The organism is Micromonospora sp. B11E3 (assembly GCF_039871625.1).
In the GTDB taxonomy this organism is placed as follows: Bacteria; Actinomycetota; Actinomycetes; order Mycobacteriales; family Micromonosporaceae; genus Micromonospora.
Genome location: NZ_JBDPMC010000069.1, coordinates 18,928 through 35,278 on the forward strand (window position 1 = coordinate 18,928; position 16,351 = coordinate 35,278).

14 protein-coding genes are annotated in these 16,351 nt (G+C 73.9%); 7 read left to right on the forward strand and 7 right to left on the reverse strand.

What is annotated here, in order from left to right; translation table 11 throughout:
• Positions 1-90 precede the first annotated feature (90 nt).
• Positions 91-1,638, forward strand: coding sequence for an alkaline phosphatase D family protein (locus ABGB16_RS26450; protein WP_347670794.1), 1,548 nt, complete (start codon positions 91-93; stop codon positions 1,636-1,638).
• Positions 1,639-1,910: 272 nt separating this feature from the next.
• On the opposite strand, the gene rfbB is transcribed toward ABGB16_RS26450, so the two are convergent.
• Complete coding sequence (rfbB, locus tag ABGB16_RS26455) at positions 1,911-2,894, reverse strand: dTDP-glucose 4,6-dehydratase (RefSeq protein ID WP_347670795.1); 984 nt, start codon at positions 2,892-2,894, stop codon at positions 1,911-1,913.
• A gap of 550 nt (positions 2,895-3,444) precedes the next feature.
• Positions 3,445-4,707 (reverse strand): kynureninase, encoded by a 1,263-nt coding sequence (gene kynU / locus ABGB16_RS26460; RefSeq protein ID WP_347670796.1) that lies wholly within the window; start codon positions 4,705-4,707, stop codon positions 3,445-3,447.
• A gap of 461 nt (positions 4,708-5,168) precedes the next feature.
• On the opposite strand from kynU, the gene ABGB16_RS26465 reads away from it, so the two are divergent.
• Entirely contained in the window at positions 5,169-6,167 is a 999-nt protein-coding gene (locus ABGB16_RS26465; protein WP_347670797.1) for a beta-ketoacyl-ACP synthase 3, read from the forward strand.
• A 343-nt stretch (positions 6,168-6,510) separates the two neighbouring features.
• Here ABGB16_RS26465 and ABGB16_RS26470 read toward each other — a convergent pair whose 3' ends face one another.
• On the reverse strand, positions 6,511-7,752 hold the full coding sequence (locus ABGB16_RS26470; protein ID WP_347670798.1) for an alpha/beta hydrolase: 1,242 nt from the start codon (positions 7,750-7,752) through the stop codon (positions 6,511-6,513).
• Between the two features lie 403 nt (positions 7,753-8,155).
• Here ABGB16_RS26470 and ABGB16_RS26475 point away from each other — a divergent pair, with 403 nt between their 5' ends.
• Genes ABGB16_RS26475 through ABGB16_RS26485 form a run of 3 tightly spaced genes read left to right on the forward strand, consistent with a single transcriptional unit; the run spans position 8,156 to position 11,015 of the window.
• Positions 8,156-8,932, forward strand: a complete 777-nt coding sequence (locus ABGB16_RS26475) for a response regulator transcription factor (protein ID WP_347670799.1) — start codon at positions 8,156-8,158, stop codon at positions 8,930-8,932.
• Positions 8,932-9,834, forward strand: coding sequence for a branched-chain amino acid transaminase (locus ABGB16_RS26480; protein WP_347670800.1), 903 nt, complete (start codon positions 8,932-8,934; stop codon positions 9,832-9,834). The genes ABGB16_RS26475 and ABGB16_RS26480 overlap by 1 nt, the downstream gene beginning before the upstream one ends.
• Complete coding sequence (locus ABGB16_RS26485) at positions 9,831-11,015, forward strand: acyl-CoA dehydrogenase (protein WP_347670801.1); 1,185 nt, start codon at positions 9,831-9,833, stop codon at positions 11,013-11,015. Before ABGB16_RS26480 ends, ABGB16_RS26485 begins: the two co-directional genes overlap by 4 nt.
• Positions 11,016-11,270: 255 nt before the next feature.
• Here the strand turns inward: ABGB16_RS26485 and ABGB16_RS26490 are convergent, their stop codons facing one another.
• The 3 genes from ABGB16_RS26490 to ABGB16_RS26500 form a co-directional block, all read right to left on the reverse strand.
• Positions 11,271-12,887 carry an AMP-binding protein gene (locus ABGB16_RS26490; protein WP_347670802.1) on the reverse strand — a complete coding sequence of 539 codons (1,617 nt, stop codon included), beginning with the start codon at positions 12,885-12,887 and terminating at the stop codon, positions 11,271-11,273.
• 64 nt (positions 12,888-12,951) lie between these two features.
• The gene (locus tag ABGB16_RS26495) at positions 12,952-13,506 is read right to left on the reverse strand and encodes a ferritin-like domain-containing protein (RefSeq protein ID WP_347670803.1); all 555 of its coding nucleotides are present in this window, start codon (positions 13,504-13,506) and stop codon (positions 12,952-12,954) included.
• On the reverse strand, positions 13,503-13,751 hold the full coding sequence (locus tag ABGB16_RS26500) for an acyl carrier protein (protein WP_347670804.1): 249 nt from the start codon (positions 13,749-13,751) through the stop codon (positions 13,503-13,505). Before ABGB16_RS26500 ends, ABGB16_RS26495 begins: the two co-directional genes overlap by 4 nt.
• A 306-nt stretch (positions 13,752-14,057) precedes the next feature.
• Here ABGB16_RS26500 and alr point away from each other — a divergent pair, with 306 nt between their 5' ends.
• Together alr and ABGB16_RS26510 are read left to right on the forward strand one after the other, a co-directional pair.
• Entirely contained in the window at positions 14,058-15,161 is a 1,104-nt protein-coding gene (gene alr / locus ABGB16_RS26505; RefSeq protein ID WP_347670805.1) for an alanine racemase, read from the forward strand.
• Positions 15,162-15,372: 211 nt separating this feature from the next.
• The gene (locus ABGB16_RS26510) at positions 15,373-16,140 is read left to right on the forward strand and encodes a tryptophan 2,3-dioxygenase family protein (protein ID WP_347670806.1); all 768 of its coding nucleotides are present in this window, start codon (positions 15,373-15,375) and stop codon (positions 16,138-16,140) included.
• 13 nt (positions 16,141-16,153) lie between these two features.
• Here ABGB16_RS26510 and ABGB16_RS26515 read toward each other — a convergent pair.
• A partial coding sequence (locus ABGB16_RS26515; RefSeq protein WP_347670807.1) for a zinc ribbon domain-containing protein occupies positions 16,154-16,351 on the reverse strand: 198 nt, incomplete at its 5' end.

Here is a 16,351-nt window from a genome sequence, read left to right on the forward strand (position 1 = left end):
GACCGGCGCAGGCCATCGCGTCGCCATCGGCGCGCAATCTTCGTCCCAAGAATCGGTGTGGTCTTCCCGCACTGCTGAAGGGACCGTCTGATGACCACACTCCACCGGCGAGCATTCCTCGGACTGACCGGTGCCGCCGGAGCCGGGCTCGCCGCCGCGATCGCCGGCTTCTCGGCCGCACCGGCGTGGGCCGATCCGGCGCTCGTCGACGAGCCGTTCACCCTGGGCGTCGCCTCCGGCGACCCGCTGCCGGACGGTGTCGTCCTGTGGACCCGCCTGGCTCCGGACCCGCTCGCGGTCGACGGGTCCGGTGGGATGCCGCCCCAGGTCGTGGAGGTGAACTGGCAGGTCGCCGAGGACGAGCGGTTCAGCGAGGTGGTCCGGGCCGGCGCGGCGCGGGCCACCCCGGAGTTGGGCCACTCGGTGCACGTCGAGGTCACCGGCCTGCGCCCCGACCGCGAGTACTTCTACCGGTTCCGGGTGGGCAGGTACCTGAGCCCGGTCGGTCGGACCCGCACCGCGCCCGCGTACGGCGCCGACCCGCGGCAGCTCGCCTTCGCCTTCGTGTCCTGCCAGAACCTGCCGGCCGGGCACTTCACCGCCTACCGCCACCTGGCCGAGGAGGACCTCGACCTCGTCCTGCACCTCGGCGACTACATCTACGAGGGACCGGGCACCAGCGCGATCGGCCGCCCGCACCTGCCCGCCACCGAGATCTTCTCGCTGGCCGACTACCGCATCCGGCACGCCCAGTACAAGACCGACCCGGACCTGCAGCTCGCGCACGCCCGGTTCCCCTGGGCGGTCACCTGGGACGACCACGAGGTGGAGAACAACTACGCCGACGGGACCTCCGAGGACGCCAAGCAGTCGGAGGAGAGCTTCCTCCTGCGCCGGGCGCAGGCGTACCAGGTGTACTACGAGCACATGCCGCTGCGCCGCGCCAGTATCCCGCAGGGGCCGGACATGCGCCTGTACCGGCGGCTCAGCTACGGCAACCTCGCCCAGTTCGACATCCTCGACGGCCGGCAGTACCGGTCGGACCAGGTGCCCACGGGGATGGACGACCCGTCGCGCACCATGCTCGGCACCGCGCAGGAGCAGTGGCTGCTCGACGGCCTGAGCGCCTCGCGGGCGCGGTGGAACGTGCTCGGCAACCAGACCGTGATGACCGAGGCCGACCGGGACCCCGGCCCCGGCAAGCAGCTGGGGAACGACAACTGGAACGGCTACGCGGCGGCCCGGCAGCGCCTGTTCGACGGCGTGGTCGAGCGTGGCGTGCAGAACATGGTCGTGGTCACGGGCGACGCCCACTGCAGCATGGTCTCCGACCTCAAGCAGAACTTCGACGACCAGTCCTCCCGCACCGTCGGGGTCGAGTTCCTCGGTACGTCGATCACCTCGGGCGGCAACGGGGCCGAGATGGACACCCGGGGCAGGGAGTGGCTCGCCAGCAACCCGCACATGAGGTTCTACAACGGACGGCGCGGGTACGTGCGCTGCCTGCTCGACCACGACCGGTTCCGCACCGACTACCGCGTGGTGCCGTACGTCACCGAGCCGGGCGCGCCCGTGTCCACCCGGGCCAGCTTCGTGGTGGAGAACGGGCGGCCGGGCGTCCAGATCGACGCGGCCTGAGCGGCGCGCGGAGCCGGTCGCCGCGCAATTACCGCACCAATTGTCGACCGTCCCGAAACGGCAGGGAATCGCTTCCTCCCGGGCCCCCGTCGTGGTCCTCGTCGAGGCCATTGTCTTTGCGGCACGACCGGTGACCGGGCGCTGTCGGAAACAGTGGCGGCATCAATTCCGGCGGGTTCCGCCGGTGCCGTTTCGGTGACGGGACGCCGGCAGTCGGAAAGGCGCTCTCCGGGCCGCGGAATCGGACTCCGGCCGGGCGGGCGTAATTCCGGTCAGCCGACGGGGGTCGCCCCTTTCAGCGGTGCCCACCAGTGCCGGAATTCGCGGTACCAGCGCACGGTCTCCGCCAGCCCGTCCGCCAGCCGTACCGAGGGTCGGTAGCCCAGTTCCCCGGCGGCCTTGCGGAAGTCCAGCGAGTACCGGCGGTCGTGGCCCTCGCGGTCCGGAACGTGCCGGACCATGGACTCGTCCGCGCCGAGGATGTCGAGCAGGGCCCGGGTCAGCGACCTGTTGTCCAGCTCGGTGCCGCCGGCGACGTGGTAGACCTCGCCCGCCCTGCCCCGCTCCGCCACCAGGGCGATCCCGCGGCAGTGGTCGTCCACGTGCAGCCAGTCCCGCACGTTCCCGCCGTCGCCGTAGAGCGGCACGCCGAGCCCGTCGAGGAGGTTGGTCACGAACAGCGGGATGAGCTTCTCCGGATACTGGTACGGGCCGTAGGTGTTGGACGCCCGCGTGACGCACGCGTGCAGCCCGTGGGTGCGGTGGTAGGCCCGCACCAGCAGGTCCGACGCCGCCTTGGAGGCCGCGTACGGCGAGTTCGGCGCCAGCGGGGACTCCTCGGTCCACGACCCGCTCTCGATCGAGCCGTACACCTCGTCGGTGGAGACGTGCACGAACCGCTCCACCCCGGCGTCCAGGGCGGCCTGCAACAGCACCTGTGTGCCCAGCACGTTGGTCCGTACGAAGTCCGCCGCATCGCGGATGGAGCGGTCGACGTGGGACTCGGCCGCGAAGTGGACCACCGTGCGCACGCCGGCCATGGCCCCGCGCACCACCGCCGGGTCGCCGACGTCGCCGCGCACGAAACGGAGCGCGGGGTCGGCGACCACCGGCGCCAGGTTGGCGAGGTTGCCGGCGTACGTCAGCTTGTCGAGCACCACGACCTCGCCCGCGAGGGCCGGGTAGGCGCCCTGCAGGAGCCGCCGGACGAAGTTGCTGCCGACGAAACCGGCGCCGCCGGTCACCAAGGTGCGCACGTCGTGCTCCCGTTCTCCGCGGGCCGTCGCGGTGCTCGGCGGCCACGTCCGTCAGCCGTCGGCCGTCGGGGAGTCGGCCGGGGGCGGAGCCCGTCCGGTGGCAGGACCCGGCGTCGACCGACCCGCGGCGGAGGGCGATCTCCTTCAGGCAGGCTATCCGCCCCCGCCGGTGCCGAAGGCGGGTGGTGGCCGGATCCGGGCACATCCGATTTCCGGCGGCAACGATCCCCTCTACCGAATGCTCCCGGTCGCCGGGATTACTTCCGGTTGTCGTCGGTGTCCCGCCGCAGCCGGCCGTGCCCACGGAATCGGCGTGAGGCGCGCTTTCTCGGCGCTGTCGGGGAAACCGCCGGCAGGCCGGGTTGTCGCTTCCGGCGCATGCTCATCCCATTTGCCGTCAGATGATCGAGAAAAGGCGCGTCCCGGGCGGCGGCCGGTGCTCTCTGGTGCCCTGCGGATACGGGCGACTTCATGGAGAATTGCGGCTGTGGCGGGTCGGCTGGGCGACACTTCCCGCGCCGACGTCCACCACCCGGACCCGGCGCCCGGCTCAGGTCACCCGGGAGGGCTCGCCCGGCACGTGCTCCCAGGCGCGCCGCTCGGCGAGGTCACGCAGCCGGTCCATGGCGTCCCAGACGTCGACGTACCGGGTGTACAGGGGCGCCGGGCCCAGCCGCAGCCGGTCGGGGGTGCGGTAGTCGCCCACCACCCGCGCCTCGGTGGCCAGCGCCCGGGAGATCCGCAGCGCCTCGGGGTGGTGCAGCGAGACGTGGCTGCCGCGCCGTCCCGGGTCGCGGGGCGAGGCCAGCCGGAAGCCGTACGGGGTGAGCCAGGCGTCGGCCAGCGTGACGATCAGCTCGCCGAGGCGGCGGCCCTTCGCGCGTACCCGGGCGATGCCGGCCTCGGCGAGGACGTCCAGGGCCGGGTCGAGCGCGGCCAGCGACAGGATCGGCGGGGTGCCGACCAGGAACCGGTCCACCCCGGGAGCGGGGTCGTAGTCGGCCCCCATCAGGAACTGGTCGCGCTGGCCGAACCAGCCCTGGATCGGCTGGCGCAGCCGGGACTGCAGCTCCCGCCGCACGTACAGGAAGGCCGGGGCGCCGGGGCCGCCGTTGAGATACTTGTAGGTGCAGCCGACGGCGAGGTCGGCGCCGCTGGCCTCCAGCTCGACCGGCACCGCCCCAGCAACGTGGCAGAGGTCCCACAGGACGACGGCGCCGACCTCGCGGGCGGCGGCGTTGACGGCCGCCATGTCCAGCAGCGCCCCGGACCGGTAGGAGACCGCGGAGAGCACCACCAGCGCCACGTCGGTGTCCAGCGCGGACCGCAGCTCGTGCAGCCGCAGCCCCTCGTCGAGGTCGGAGCGGAGCATCCGCAGGGTCAACCCGCGGGCCTGCGCCAGCCCCTGCAGGAGGTACCGGTCGGTGGGGAAGTCCTCGGCGTCGACCAGGACGGTACGTCGGTCGCCCGCGGCGTCCAGCGCGGCGGCGGCGAGCTTGTACAGGTTCACCGAGGTCGAGTCGGACACCACGACCTCGCCGGGGCGGGCGCCGAGCGCGTGCGTGGCGAGCCGGTCGCCGAGGCGGCGGGCCCACTCGATCCACGTCGGCCAGGAGCGGACGAGCCCCTCGCCCCACCCCTCGCGGACCAGCCGGTCCAGGTGCGCCGGGGTGGCCGCCGGCAGCCGCCCCAGCGAGTTGCCGTCGAGGTAGACGAGGTCGTCGTCGCCGATCACGAACCGGTCGCGCAGGTCCGCCAGCGGATCGGCGGCATCCAGCTCCTTGGCCAGGTACCGCGGGAAGTCGTCGCGCATCTGCCGCTCCCTTCCCCCGAGGTCTACCGCAGCGAACGGCGGCCCACCGTAGCCGGTCGGCCCCGCCGACCGGTCCGTGCGCGTATCCGGTCCCGACCAGCGGGAGGGTCGTCCGGGCAGCCGCCGGGTGGGGGTGTCCGCTCGGGGTGCCCGATCGGCCGTGCCGGCGCGCCTTTGAACGTTCATACAGTCGCCGCGGAGCCGTGCGGGCGATGCCGGGGGTCATCCGTTCGGCCCCGGTGGGCCCGGGCGCGCCGACGCTGGCCACGTGCCGCGCCACCCGGCGGCCCGTCGGCCGGTCGAAGCCGCTGCCGCGGCGGCCGGTCGGGCACCCCGGCCGGGCCGCTCCCGACGGTCGGAAGGCCGCGCGGGCCGGGGATCGTGTTGCGCGGGGGCCGGCCGTCAGGCTGCGTACGGACGGCCCGCGGACGGGTGGCGGGTCGAGGAGGCGGAGGGAGCTGATGGACGTGCCGCTGGACGGGGCGCCGCACGCGGCGATCGTGGGGATCGGCGGGTACCTGCCCGAGCGGGTGGTGACCAACCGGGACGTGTGCGCCGGCATCGACTCGAGCGAGGAGTGGATCGAACGCCGCTCCGGCATCCGGCTCCGCCGCTTCGCCGGGCCCGAGGAGAGCCTCGCCGTGATGGGGCACGCGGCCGGCACGAAGGCCCTCGCGGCCGGGGGTGTGCCCGTCGAGCGGGTCGACTGCGTCATCGCCACCACGATGAGCCACCTGCGTCAGGCGCCGGCGGTGGCGACCCGCATCGCCGAACTGCTCGGCCCCGGCGCGGACGTCGCGGCCGCGTTCGACGTGAACGCCGGGTGCGCCGGCTTCTGCTACGCGCTCAACCTGGCCCGGGACATGGTGTGCGCGGGGTCGGCGGAGCACGTGCTGGTCGTGGGCGTCGAGCGGATGAGCGACATCATCGACCCCCACGACCGGGGCTCGGCGTTCCTGTTCGGCGACGGGGCCGGCGCGGTGGTCGTGGCCCGTTCCGCCGTGTCGGGGATCTCTCCCGTGGTCTGGGGTTCGGAGAGTGAGCGCGGCTCCGCGATCGCCCAACCCCGCCCCTGGTCGGACCTGCACGATCCGGATGCGCAGTTCCCGTACCTGCAGCTGGAGGGGCCGACGGTGTTCCGCTGGGCGGTGACCCGGATGCGCAAGGTGGCCGAGGCCGCGCTGGCCGCGGCGGGGATCGGGGTCGACGAGCTGGCGGCGTTCGTACCGCACCAGGCCAACATGCGGATCACCGACGCGCTGGTGGACGGGCTCGCGCTGCCGCCGTCGGTGCTGGTGGCCCGGGACGTCGCGGAGTTGGGCAACACCGCCGCCGCGTCGGTGCCGATGGCGCTGGACCGGCTGGTCAGCCGCGCCCCGGAGGTCAGCGGCGGTCTCGCGCTGCTGCTCGGGTTCGGCGCCGGCCTGCTGTACGCCGGCCAGGTGGTCCGACTGCCCTGAACGCCCGTTTTGGTCTCCGTGGTGAGATTTGCGACCGGGTCGGCGACCCGGGACGCGAACGTTTGTCGACCCAATAATCTTCATGTCGCGCGACGCTTGGTTACTAATCGCACGCCCGAGCGCCCCCGTTATTGCCCGCCAGGCATTCCGCGAAGAGGGAAAAGTCGCCAGCCAGGCAACTGAAGGAAATCACGGACGGTAGTGGGTGCGCCAGAAAAGGGCTCTCTCGGTGCGCACCACGGCCGACGTGGTTCATGCCGCCCGCATATGAACCTTGTTGGCGATTGGCGACCCGGGTGTGCCGTGAACCGCGCCGGACTGCGGACTCGCCGGCCCGCCCTCGTCAGCGGACGCCCTGGTAGTTCGACGGCGGCTCGGCGCCCTGCCACGGCGGCACCGGGCTCGGGGCGCCGGTGAGGAAGGCGCGGACCACCGCCAGGAACTCGGCCTCCTGCTCGACGTAGGTCTGGTGCCCGGCGCGGTCGAAGAAGATCAGCTGGCTGCCGGGCACGCTGCGCCGGTAGTCGGTGGCGAACGACCACGGCAGGTAGTCGCAGGCGCCCTTGAGGATCAGCGCGGGAACCCGCAGCCCGGCCAGGGTCGGGCGGATGTCGTCCGCCTGGCGGGTGCTGGCGAGCGGCACCTGGTTGGCGTAGAACCCGGGTCGGGCGGGGGTCGGCGGGGTGGGGCTGTCGGCGCAGACCAGGCCGGGCGCGGACTGCCGGTACAGGGTGGCGAACCGGGCGTCCATCTCGTCGTCGCCGGAGAGCGCGTGGGCCGCCCGGGGATTGGCCCTGACCAGGTTCCAGGTCAGCATGGCCCGCGGGGACAGGATGCTGCCGAACACGGCGAGCTGCTGCCGGGTGTCGAGGCGGCCGATCATGCCCGTGCCGCTGACGTCGCCCACCTGCGGCACCAGGCGCCCCGGCGAGGAGAAGACCACCCGGGAGACCCGCTCCGGGTGTCGTGCCAGGTAGTTGGCGGCCAGCGTCGCCCCGTACGAGTGCCCGATCAGCACGATCCGGTCCGCGCCGATGCGGCGGCGGACCTGCTCCAGGTCGGCGACGTCCCGTTCCAGGGAGTAGCCGGACGGGTCGGCCAGCCGGCTGGAGCGGCCCGTGCCGAGCTGGTCGTAGAGCCAGACGTCCCGGCCGGTGTCGGCGAGTTTGCCCAGCACCGGCGCGTCGTGGTCCATGTCCGCCACCCCGGGGCCGCCGTGCAGGAAGACGATCGGGTCCCCGGTCGCCCGGGGCCGGGCCGGCACCAGCAGCGCGGCGAGTCGGGTGCCGTCGGGAAGCGCCCAGTGTCGCAGCCCGGCCGGGTCCGGCACGGCGCGCGGGGCGTTCGGCGCGATCAGCGCCCAGGCCGTGGGGACCAGGACCAGCGCCGCCGAAACGGCGGCCCACACGATCCGGGCCCGGGTGGCCGCGCGGGTGGACAGTCGCCGCGTGAGCAGCCAGCCGCCCGCCGCCAGCACGGCCCCGTAGGCCGCGAGCCCGGCCGCGAGGAAGACGGCGGGCCGGTCGCTGACCTGGGCCACCCCGAACACGGTGGACCAGCCGACTCCGATTGCGACAACAAGCAATGCTAATGCACCGCCAATGCGCAGAACGGTCATGACGGTCCGCCTTGCCGGAGGGAATGTCGTCACGCCGGCATCGTTTCACGCCGGATCGCGTAGGCAAAGCCACAATGGCTCGGAGGGGCCACGCGTCGTATTTGACGACGTCAACGCGGGGTCAGCCCCTGCAAGCCGCCGACCTGACTCTTGGTAGTCACTCCACTTTTGTGGTGTCGAGAGCCATGGACCGTTAACATCCCCGTCAGGAATGATCGACCAGTTCGGATATCTATCTTTCCGGCTGGCCGAGCCACAAGCTCATGTGCCATTTCCAACGGGCGTCGAGGCCCCCCCGGCCACACCGGCCGCGGGCTCCGTACGCCCGGGCGTGTGCAGGGGCCCGCCCGGGCCCTGGGGAGGAAGAGACATGCAAGACGTGAGTGTCAGCCCACGCCCGTCGGCCACCGCAGGGCTCGCGGTCCTGGTGGCCATCGAGAACGAGCTGACCCGGTGCGGACTCAGCCAGATGCTGGCCGACCTGCCGATGGTGACCACTGTGCAGCCCGGCGGCGACCCGCTCGCCACCACCAGACTGCTGGAGACAGGCGACTACCAGGTCCTGATCGTCTCCGCGGACGGCCCGCCCGGCGGCACCGACGCGGTCCTGGCCGCCGCCGCGCGTACCGGCACGTCCTCGCTGTTCCTGCTCCGCCAGCCGGAGGACGCCCTGCTGCCGGAGGTCGCCGCGCTGTCGGTCGACGGGTTCCTGCTGGAGCCGGGCCTGAACCGCACGGTCCTGGCCGACAGCCTGCACAAGCTGCGCCACGGGGAGATGCCCATCCCCGGGTCCCTGGCGCGGCGCATTCTCGACGAGCTGCGTACCGCTGGCAAGCCCCGGTCGGACCCGCCTTTCATGCTCACGCCGCGGGAACGGCAGGCTCTTAAGCTCTTGGCCGAAGGGCTCAGCAACAAGCAGATCGCCCGACGGCTCGGCATCTCCGAGCACGGCGCGAAGCGGCACGTCGGCAACGTCCTGGCCAAACTCAACTGTCCCAACCGGACGGTGGCGGTGACCGTCGCCCTGAACCACGGCCTGCTGGCCGAGGAGACGGTGCAGCCTCCGGACCCCGCAGTGGTCAACCTCCGTCGCCGCATCGCGTCCGCGCCGGAGCAGCAGCAGTGGGGCAACGGAGGGAGAGCGTGATGACCGACGCCAAGGTGTGGCTGGACGGGTCCCTGGTCGACTGGGACGACGCGCACGTGCACGTCAGCGCCCACGGCCTGCACTACGGGATCGGCTTCTTCGAGGGGATCCGCTGCCACGGCACCCCGCAGGGCCCGGCCCTCTTCCGCCTCACCGACCACCTGCGCCGGCTGGCCCGCTCCGCGGCCACCTACATGGTCTCCCTGCCGTACACCGTGGACGACCTCGCCGAGGGGTGCCGGGCGGTGATCCGGGCCAACGGCCTCACCGACTCGTACCTGCGGCCCATCGTGTTCCTCGGTCCCGGGCCGAACCCGCTCACCGCCCCGTACCGGGTGGCCATCATCGCCTCCCCCAACGGCCCGCTCGTCGGCGGCTCCAAGGACCATGGCGTGAAGGCCAAGGTGTCCAGCTTCCAGCGCATGCCGTCGCACGTGCTGCCCCCGGCCGCGAAGGCGACCGGCCAGTACCTGAACTCCTACCTGGCCCTGCAGGAGGCGCTGACCAGCGGGTACGACGAGGCCATCATGCTCAACACCGAGGGCCACGTGACCGACGGCTACGCGCACAACATCTTCGTCGTGCGCGACGGTGAGCTGCGTACCCCGACCCTCGCCTCCGGCGCCCTGGAGGGCGTGGTCCGCGACACCGTCCTCACCATCGCCGGGGAGGACGGCATCCCGACCCGCACCGACGTGCTCGTCCGCACCGACCTCTACCACGCCGACGAGTGCTTCCTCACCGGCACGGCGGCCGGCATCGTGCCGGTGCTCAACGTCGACGGCCGGACCGTCGGCAGCGGCAAGGTGGGTCCGGTGACCCAGCAGCTCGCGGCCCGGTACAACGACCTCACCACGGGGGGCAACACCGCGCACGCCGACTGGCGGGAGCTGGTGGGATGACCGTGCCGGCCACGGCCACGGAGCTCGACTACCGGGGGCTCGTCCGCGGCGCGCTCGCGGACGTCGACCCGCAGCGGCGGCGCGGCTGGGCGGTGGACGGGCACCTCCCCCGGGAGGTGCTCACCACCCTCGCCGCGCACGGCGTCTTCCGCGAGCGGTGGGCGCCCGGTGCGACCGGCGGGCTGCCCCGGCTGGTCGCCATGGCCGAGGAGCTCAGCGAGTTCGACAGCGGGCTGGCGCTGGCCGCGATGGGCCACAGCGAGGTGTTCATCGGCGCGCTGAGCTGGCTGGGCGCCGACGCCGCCCAGCGGGAACTGCTGGACGAGGCGTTCGCCGGCCGGGCCGTCGGCTGTTTCGGCGCCACCGAGCCGCAGGGCGGGTCGGACCTCGCCGGCATCCGCAGCACCGCCACCCAGGAGCCGGAGGGGTGGCGGCTGGTCGGCCGCAAGCGGTACGTGTCGAACCTGGGCGCGGCGACCCACCTGTTGGCCGTGGCCCGGGTGGCCGGAAGCGGACCCCGCGACCTGGCCCTGTTCCTGGTCCCCCTGGACAGCCCGGGCGTCCGTGTCGAGGGCTTCTTCGACACCGCCGGCCTGCGCTCCTGCGACGTCGGCGAGGTCGCCTTCGACACGTTGCTGCCGCCGCACGCGCTGCTCGGCGCCCCCGGCATGGGCCTGGCGTACGCCAGCCGGCTGTTACAGTTCGAGCGCCTCTCGATCTGCGCGCAGCTGCTCACCGCCGGCCGGATGGCGCTGGGACTGGCCGCCGCGCACGCCCGCCGGCGGATCGTCGGCGACGGCCCGCTGCTCGACAAGCAGGCCGTCCGGCACCGGCTGGCCCACGCCCACGCGCGGCTCGGCGTCGCCGGCGCCGCGCTGCGCGACACCGTCGCCCGGGGCACGGCCGGCGAGGGGTTCGCCCACGAGGTCGCCGCGCTCAAGCTGGTCGTGTGCGACATCGTGGAACGTGTGACCGACGACTGCCTCCAGGTCTTCGGCGCCCGCGGCTACACCACGAACTACCCACTCGAGGGCTGGTGGCGCGACGTGCGGCTGGCCCGCATCGGGGGCGGCGCCGACGAGGTGCTGACCGAGCTGGTCGCGAGCCGGCTGCTGCGGCCGGATCCCCGCTTCGACGCCGAGCTGGAGCGGCTGACCGCCGCCGACACGCCCCACCCGTGAGTCCGCCCGGGGGGCGACTACCGAGTCGCCCCCCACCCCACCCGTCCCACGCCACGTCCACGCCCCACCCCCGCCGCCCGGCCCCGTGCCCTGCACGTCGCCGGGCCCGCCGGTCCTCGTCGATCAAGAGCTTTGCGTCGTCCACGGCGTCGACGTTGACGCAAACCTCTTGATCGACCGGAGCGGCGGGCCGGCGGGGCGGCGGGGGCGGGCCGGCGGGGGCGGGAGTGGGGGAGGTGGGGTGGGGCGGGGCGGTCAGGGGAGTTCGGCCAGGACTCGGCGCGGCGGCAGCTCGCCACCGAGGACCGCATCCCGTAGCACCGGCCGGCGTGGCTTGCCCGAGGTGGTCCGTGGGATCGCCCCCTGCTGCACCACGAGGACCGGGGCGACCCGGGTGCCGAGCGCCTCGGTGACCGCCCGGCGGGCCGCGCGGGCCACCTCCGGCGCGGCGTTCTTGGTCCGTGGGGAGATCTCCAGCACCAGCCCGAAACGCTCGCCGCCGCCCTCGCCGCGGTGCTTGAAGGCGGCGCAGCCCAGCAGCAGCGGCCCGCCCGCGGCCAGCGCCGCCGCCTCGACGTCCTCGGCGAACACGTTGTGCCCGGACACCGACGCCACGTCCGCGCGGCGGCCGATGACGTACAGCTCGCCGTCGTGCAGGAACGCCGCGTCGTCGGTGTCGAACGGGCCCGGGTCGCGGGGCTTGAAGCCCTCCGCCGTCCAGTAGCCCTCGAACAGCCAGTCCCCGCCCAGCAGGAGGCTGCCGGACTCGGAGATGGTGTACTGACTGCCGGGCAGCGGCGGACCGAGCGAGACGTGCCCGTCCGGGCCGCGTACGGGGCCCCGGCCCGCCAGGAAGCAGGAGACCCCGACCGTCCCCTCCGCCAGCCCGTACGCCGGCATGATCGCCCCCCACGGGAAGCCGAGCGGTCCGGCCACCCGGTGGAAGTCCACCACGTCGGACCAGAGCACCCGCTCGGCGGCGTTCAGGCAGCACCGCATCCGGGACAGATCCAGCCCCTCCGGATACGGCACCCGGGAGGCCAGCCGGAAGCCGAAGTTCGGGGCGCCGCTGACCGTGGCCCCCTCCCGCGCCAGCATGGTCAGCCAGCTCGCCGGGTCCAGCACGAACGACTTGGGGTTGCTGTGGGTCTGGGCGGTCCGGGCGTAGAACGCCGAGCCGAAGAAGCAGACGAAGCCGAGGTCGTGGTACAGCGGCAGCCAGGTAACCACCCGGTCGCGGGCCGGGTCCAGGTCGAAGCACCGGCTGATCATCTTGATGTGCCCGGCGAAGATGTCCCCGCGTACCGCCACGCCCTTCGGCGTGCCGAGGCTGCCCGAGGTGAACTGCACCAGCGCGATGTCGGGAATCGCCGGCTCCGGGTCGGGCACCCGCTCCTCGCCCTGCACGGCGGCGATCGGCACGGCCCGCATCCGGTCGGTCAGCGGCGGCGTGTCGGGCGCGTCGGTCAGGTGCAGCCGGCAGTCCATCGCGTCGAGCACGGCGCCGAACCGCTGGGCGTGTACCTCCCCGCCCCGCCGCGGCGGCGGGGGCAGCGAGACGAGCGTGCCGCCCGCCGCCCACACGCCGAGCGCGGCGGTCACCGTCGGCAGGTCGTTGGTGAGGGTCACCGCCACCGGGTCGCCCGGGCGCAGACCGGCCGCCCGCAGCCGGTGTGCGGCGGTGGCGATCCGCCGGGCCAGCACGTCGTAGCTGGCCGCGTCCCGGGCGCCGTCGGCACCGAGGAAGGCCACCTCCGCCGCCGACCCGTACGGCCGGACGACCTCTTCGAGGGACAGGCCGGGATCCGTGGCGTACCCGGCGGGCCAGGTGACGGCGGGGGACAGGTCGAGCTGGGTCACGGTCGTCGCCAATCGTCGTCGGGTTACGGCGGGAAGGCGGCGAGGGCGAAGCGGGTCGCCACCGCCGGAGGCGGGGTCACCGGTCGGCGGACGCCGCCTCAGCCTCCAGCTCGGCCACGGCGTGCACGTCGGCCTGCTCGGCCCGCTCGATGATGTCGTAGACCCCGCGGTCCTCCCGGGCCTTCTCCTTCAGCGCGTCCTCGATGTACGACACGTGCCACGCCTCGTCCCGGATGATCGCCCGCAGCGGGCGCCGGATCGCCTGGGGCAGGTCCTCCTGGCCCACGTGCAGCTCGTACTCCGACAGACCGCGCCGCTCCGAGACCAGCGTCAGCGCCAGCATGTCGGTCAGCGTCTTCGGGATGCCGAAGTGGGCGGACAGCCGGGCCTGGTACGGCTGGGCGACGTCCACCACCTCGCCGCCGAAGTCCTCGATCGCCCGGGTCCACAGCCAGGCGTGCACGGCCTCGTCCCGCAGGTGCCGGGACAGGTCGCTGCGCAGCTGGGCGGTGTCGGCGAGCCGGGCCATGCGCATGATCGCGCCGGCGCCGTGCACCTCCGCCGCGCGGTACTGGTTGAGGATCCAGACCGGGTCCTCGGGGTCGATGTGCCGGCCGGTGGCGGTGATCACGGGGTGACCTCCTGCTTGGTCAGCGCACGGCCGATGTCGCCGATCGTGCGCAGGTCGGACAGGTCGGACAGGGGCACGTGGGCGCCGGTCTCGGTGTGCAGGGCGGCGAGCAGCTCCGAGGCGTCGAGGGAGTCGAACCCGAGGTCGTCGACCAGGCTCGTCTCGGGGGTCAGGGTGCGCACGTCCACCCCCCGGCCCCTGGCCACCAACCGGGTGACCAGCTCCACCGCCTGTTGTTCGTCCATCGCACGCTCCCACCGGTCCGTGGATACCTGTCGGCGTCCCGCCTTGTTCAAGTCGTGCGGGCCGCGCCAGGGACGCTAGAACGGCCCCCCGGCCGGCACGCCCCCGGAACAGGGACCCACTTCGCCGCCGCCGGTCGACCGTCGCGGTCGGAGTACCCGACCAGGCCCGGTCGGGGTACCGGATCGTGCCGTCGCCATCCCGGCCGTCCCGCGGCCGCGCCGCGCCGCCGCCGGTCGCGCGGAGCCCCACACCGGACGGCCCGATCAGGCACTGCGTCCCCCGGCCCCGGCGGCCAGACTCGCCGCATGGTCGGGTGCGAAGCGGAGATCGATCTGGCGGCCATCGCGCACAACGTCTCCGCGCTGCGCCGGCTGCGCGCCGTCGAGGTCATGGCCGTGGTCAAGGCCGACGGGTACGGCCACGGCCTGGTCCCGGCGGCCCGGGCCGCCCTCGCCGGCGGCGCCACCTGGCTCGGCGTGGCGTACCTGCCGGAGGCGCTGGCGTTGCGCTCGGCCGGGATCACCGCCCCGGTGCTGTGCTGGCTGCCCCGCCCCGGCGAGGACCTCGCCCCGGCCGTGCGCGGCGACGTCGACGTGTCCGTCTCCGACCGCTGGGTGCTCGACGAGCTGGTCGCCGCCGCTCGGCGCACCGGCCGGTCGGCCCGGGCGCACCTCAAGGTCGACACCGGCGCCGCGCGGGCCGGCGCCACCACGGCCCGCTGGCCGGAGCTGGTGCTCGCCGCCGGCAAGGCCGCCGGGGACGAGTTGGACGTCGTCGGGGTGTGGAGCCACCTGGCCAACGCCGACCGGCCCGGGCACCCGTCCGTCGCGCGGCAGCTCACGGCGTTCGACGAGGCACTGGAGGTGGCCGCCGCGCACGGGCTCACCCCGCGGCTGCGGCACCTGGCCAACTCCGCTGCCGCGCTGGCCGTGCCGGCGGCGACGTACGACCTGATCCGCCCCGGCATCGCCGTGTACGGGATCAACCCGCTGCCGGGGCCGCCGCCGGTCGAGCTGGTGCCGGCGATGACCCTGCGCGCCCCGGTGGTGCTGGCCCGCCGGGTGCCCGCCGGCACTCCGGTCTCCTACGGCCACGAGTACGTCACCACCCGGGAGACCACCCTCGCCCTGGTCGCCGCCGGGTACGCCGACGGTGTGCCACGGGCGGCGGGCAACCGGGCCCGGGTGCTGCTGGCCGGCCGGCGGCGGCGGATCAGCGGCCGGGTCTGCATGGACCAGTTCGTGGTGGACGTGCCGGACGCCCCGGTCGTCGCCGGCGACCCGGTGGTGCTGTTCGGGCCGGGCACCGCCGGGGAGCCGACCCTCGCCGACTGGGCGGCGGCGGCCGACACCATCCCCAACGAACTGCTCACCCGGGTCGGGCCCCGGGTCCGCCGGGTCTACCGCTGACCGCGGCGGCGCGCCGCCGGTCGGTCGCGGGGGCGGGTGCCCGGCCGACGGCGACGCTGCCCGCCCGATCGGGCCGGTCGACCGGGCGGCCCGGACCGCCCCCGATCGTCGTGGGCGTTGGTGGATTCCGGGGCCGCCGCGCCGCTGGGAGATTTCACCCGCGAGCGTCGGTGGCGACCAGCGCGCCGACCGGGCGGAGGGGCGAGCGGCGATGACGACACACCAGGATCACGGCGTCGAGTCGACCATGGTGGCGTCCCCCGCCGTCGAGTACGGCTCATTCCTGCACCTCGACGCGCTGCTGGCGGCGACCCAGCAGGTGCCGGACCACCCCGACGGGCGGTTCTTCGTCCTGGTGCACCAGGCGTTCGAGATCTGGTTCGAGCTGATCCTGCACGAGTTGGAGGCCGCCCGCGACGACCTGTTCGCCGGGACGGTGCCGGACGCGCTGTACCGGCTGCGCCGGGTGGCCGGGGTGGACCGGCTGCTGGTGACCCAGCTCGACACGCTGACCACGATCAGCCCGGCCGGGTTCGCCAGCCTGCGCCCCCACCTGGGCACCGCCAGCGGATTCCAGTCCATCCGGTACCGGGAGATCGAGTACCTGTCGGGCCTGCGCGGCCGGGGACACGCCGGCGTCGCCCCGCCGGGCAGCGCCGACGCCGCCCGGCTGGAAGGCCGGCTGCGCGAGCCGAGCCTCGCCGAGGCGTACCGGGTGCTGCTGCGCCGTCGCGGGGTCGGCGACCCGGTCCGGCTGCTGCGCAGCGGCCGGCCCGACAGCGACCTGCTGGCGGTCGCGGAGGCGCTGCTCGACCACGACGAGGCCTGGGCGGCGTGGCGGATGCGGCACGCCCTGGCCGTCGAGCGGCTCATCGGCCACAAGCCGGGGACGGGCGGGTCGAGCGGCGTGGAGTACCTGCGGTCCCGCCGCGACGAACGGTTCTTCCCGGAGCTGTGGGAGATCCGGACCCGGCTTTGACATCCTCCCCCGCCTAGAGGCGTGGGATTCCGACCCTCGCGGGTTGGGGTTCCTGGTTCACCGCAGACAGCACGGAAGGAGAATCTTCGTGTCTGACGTCCGCTCCGCAGGCGTTTTGCGTCTCGACCAGCCCGGCCGCGACGGCGATGTTCTTGGCGGCGTTGACGTCCCGGTCGTGCCGGGTGCCGCAACTCGGACACCGCCAGTGGCG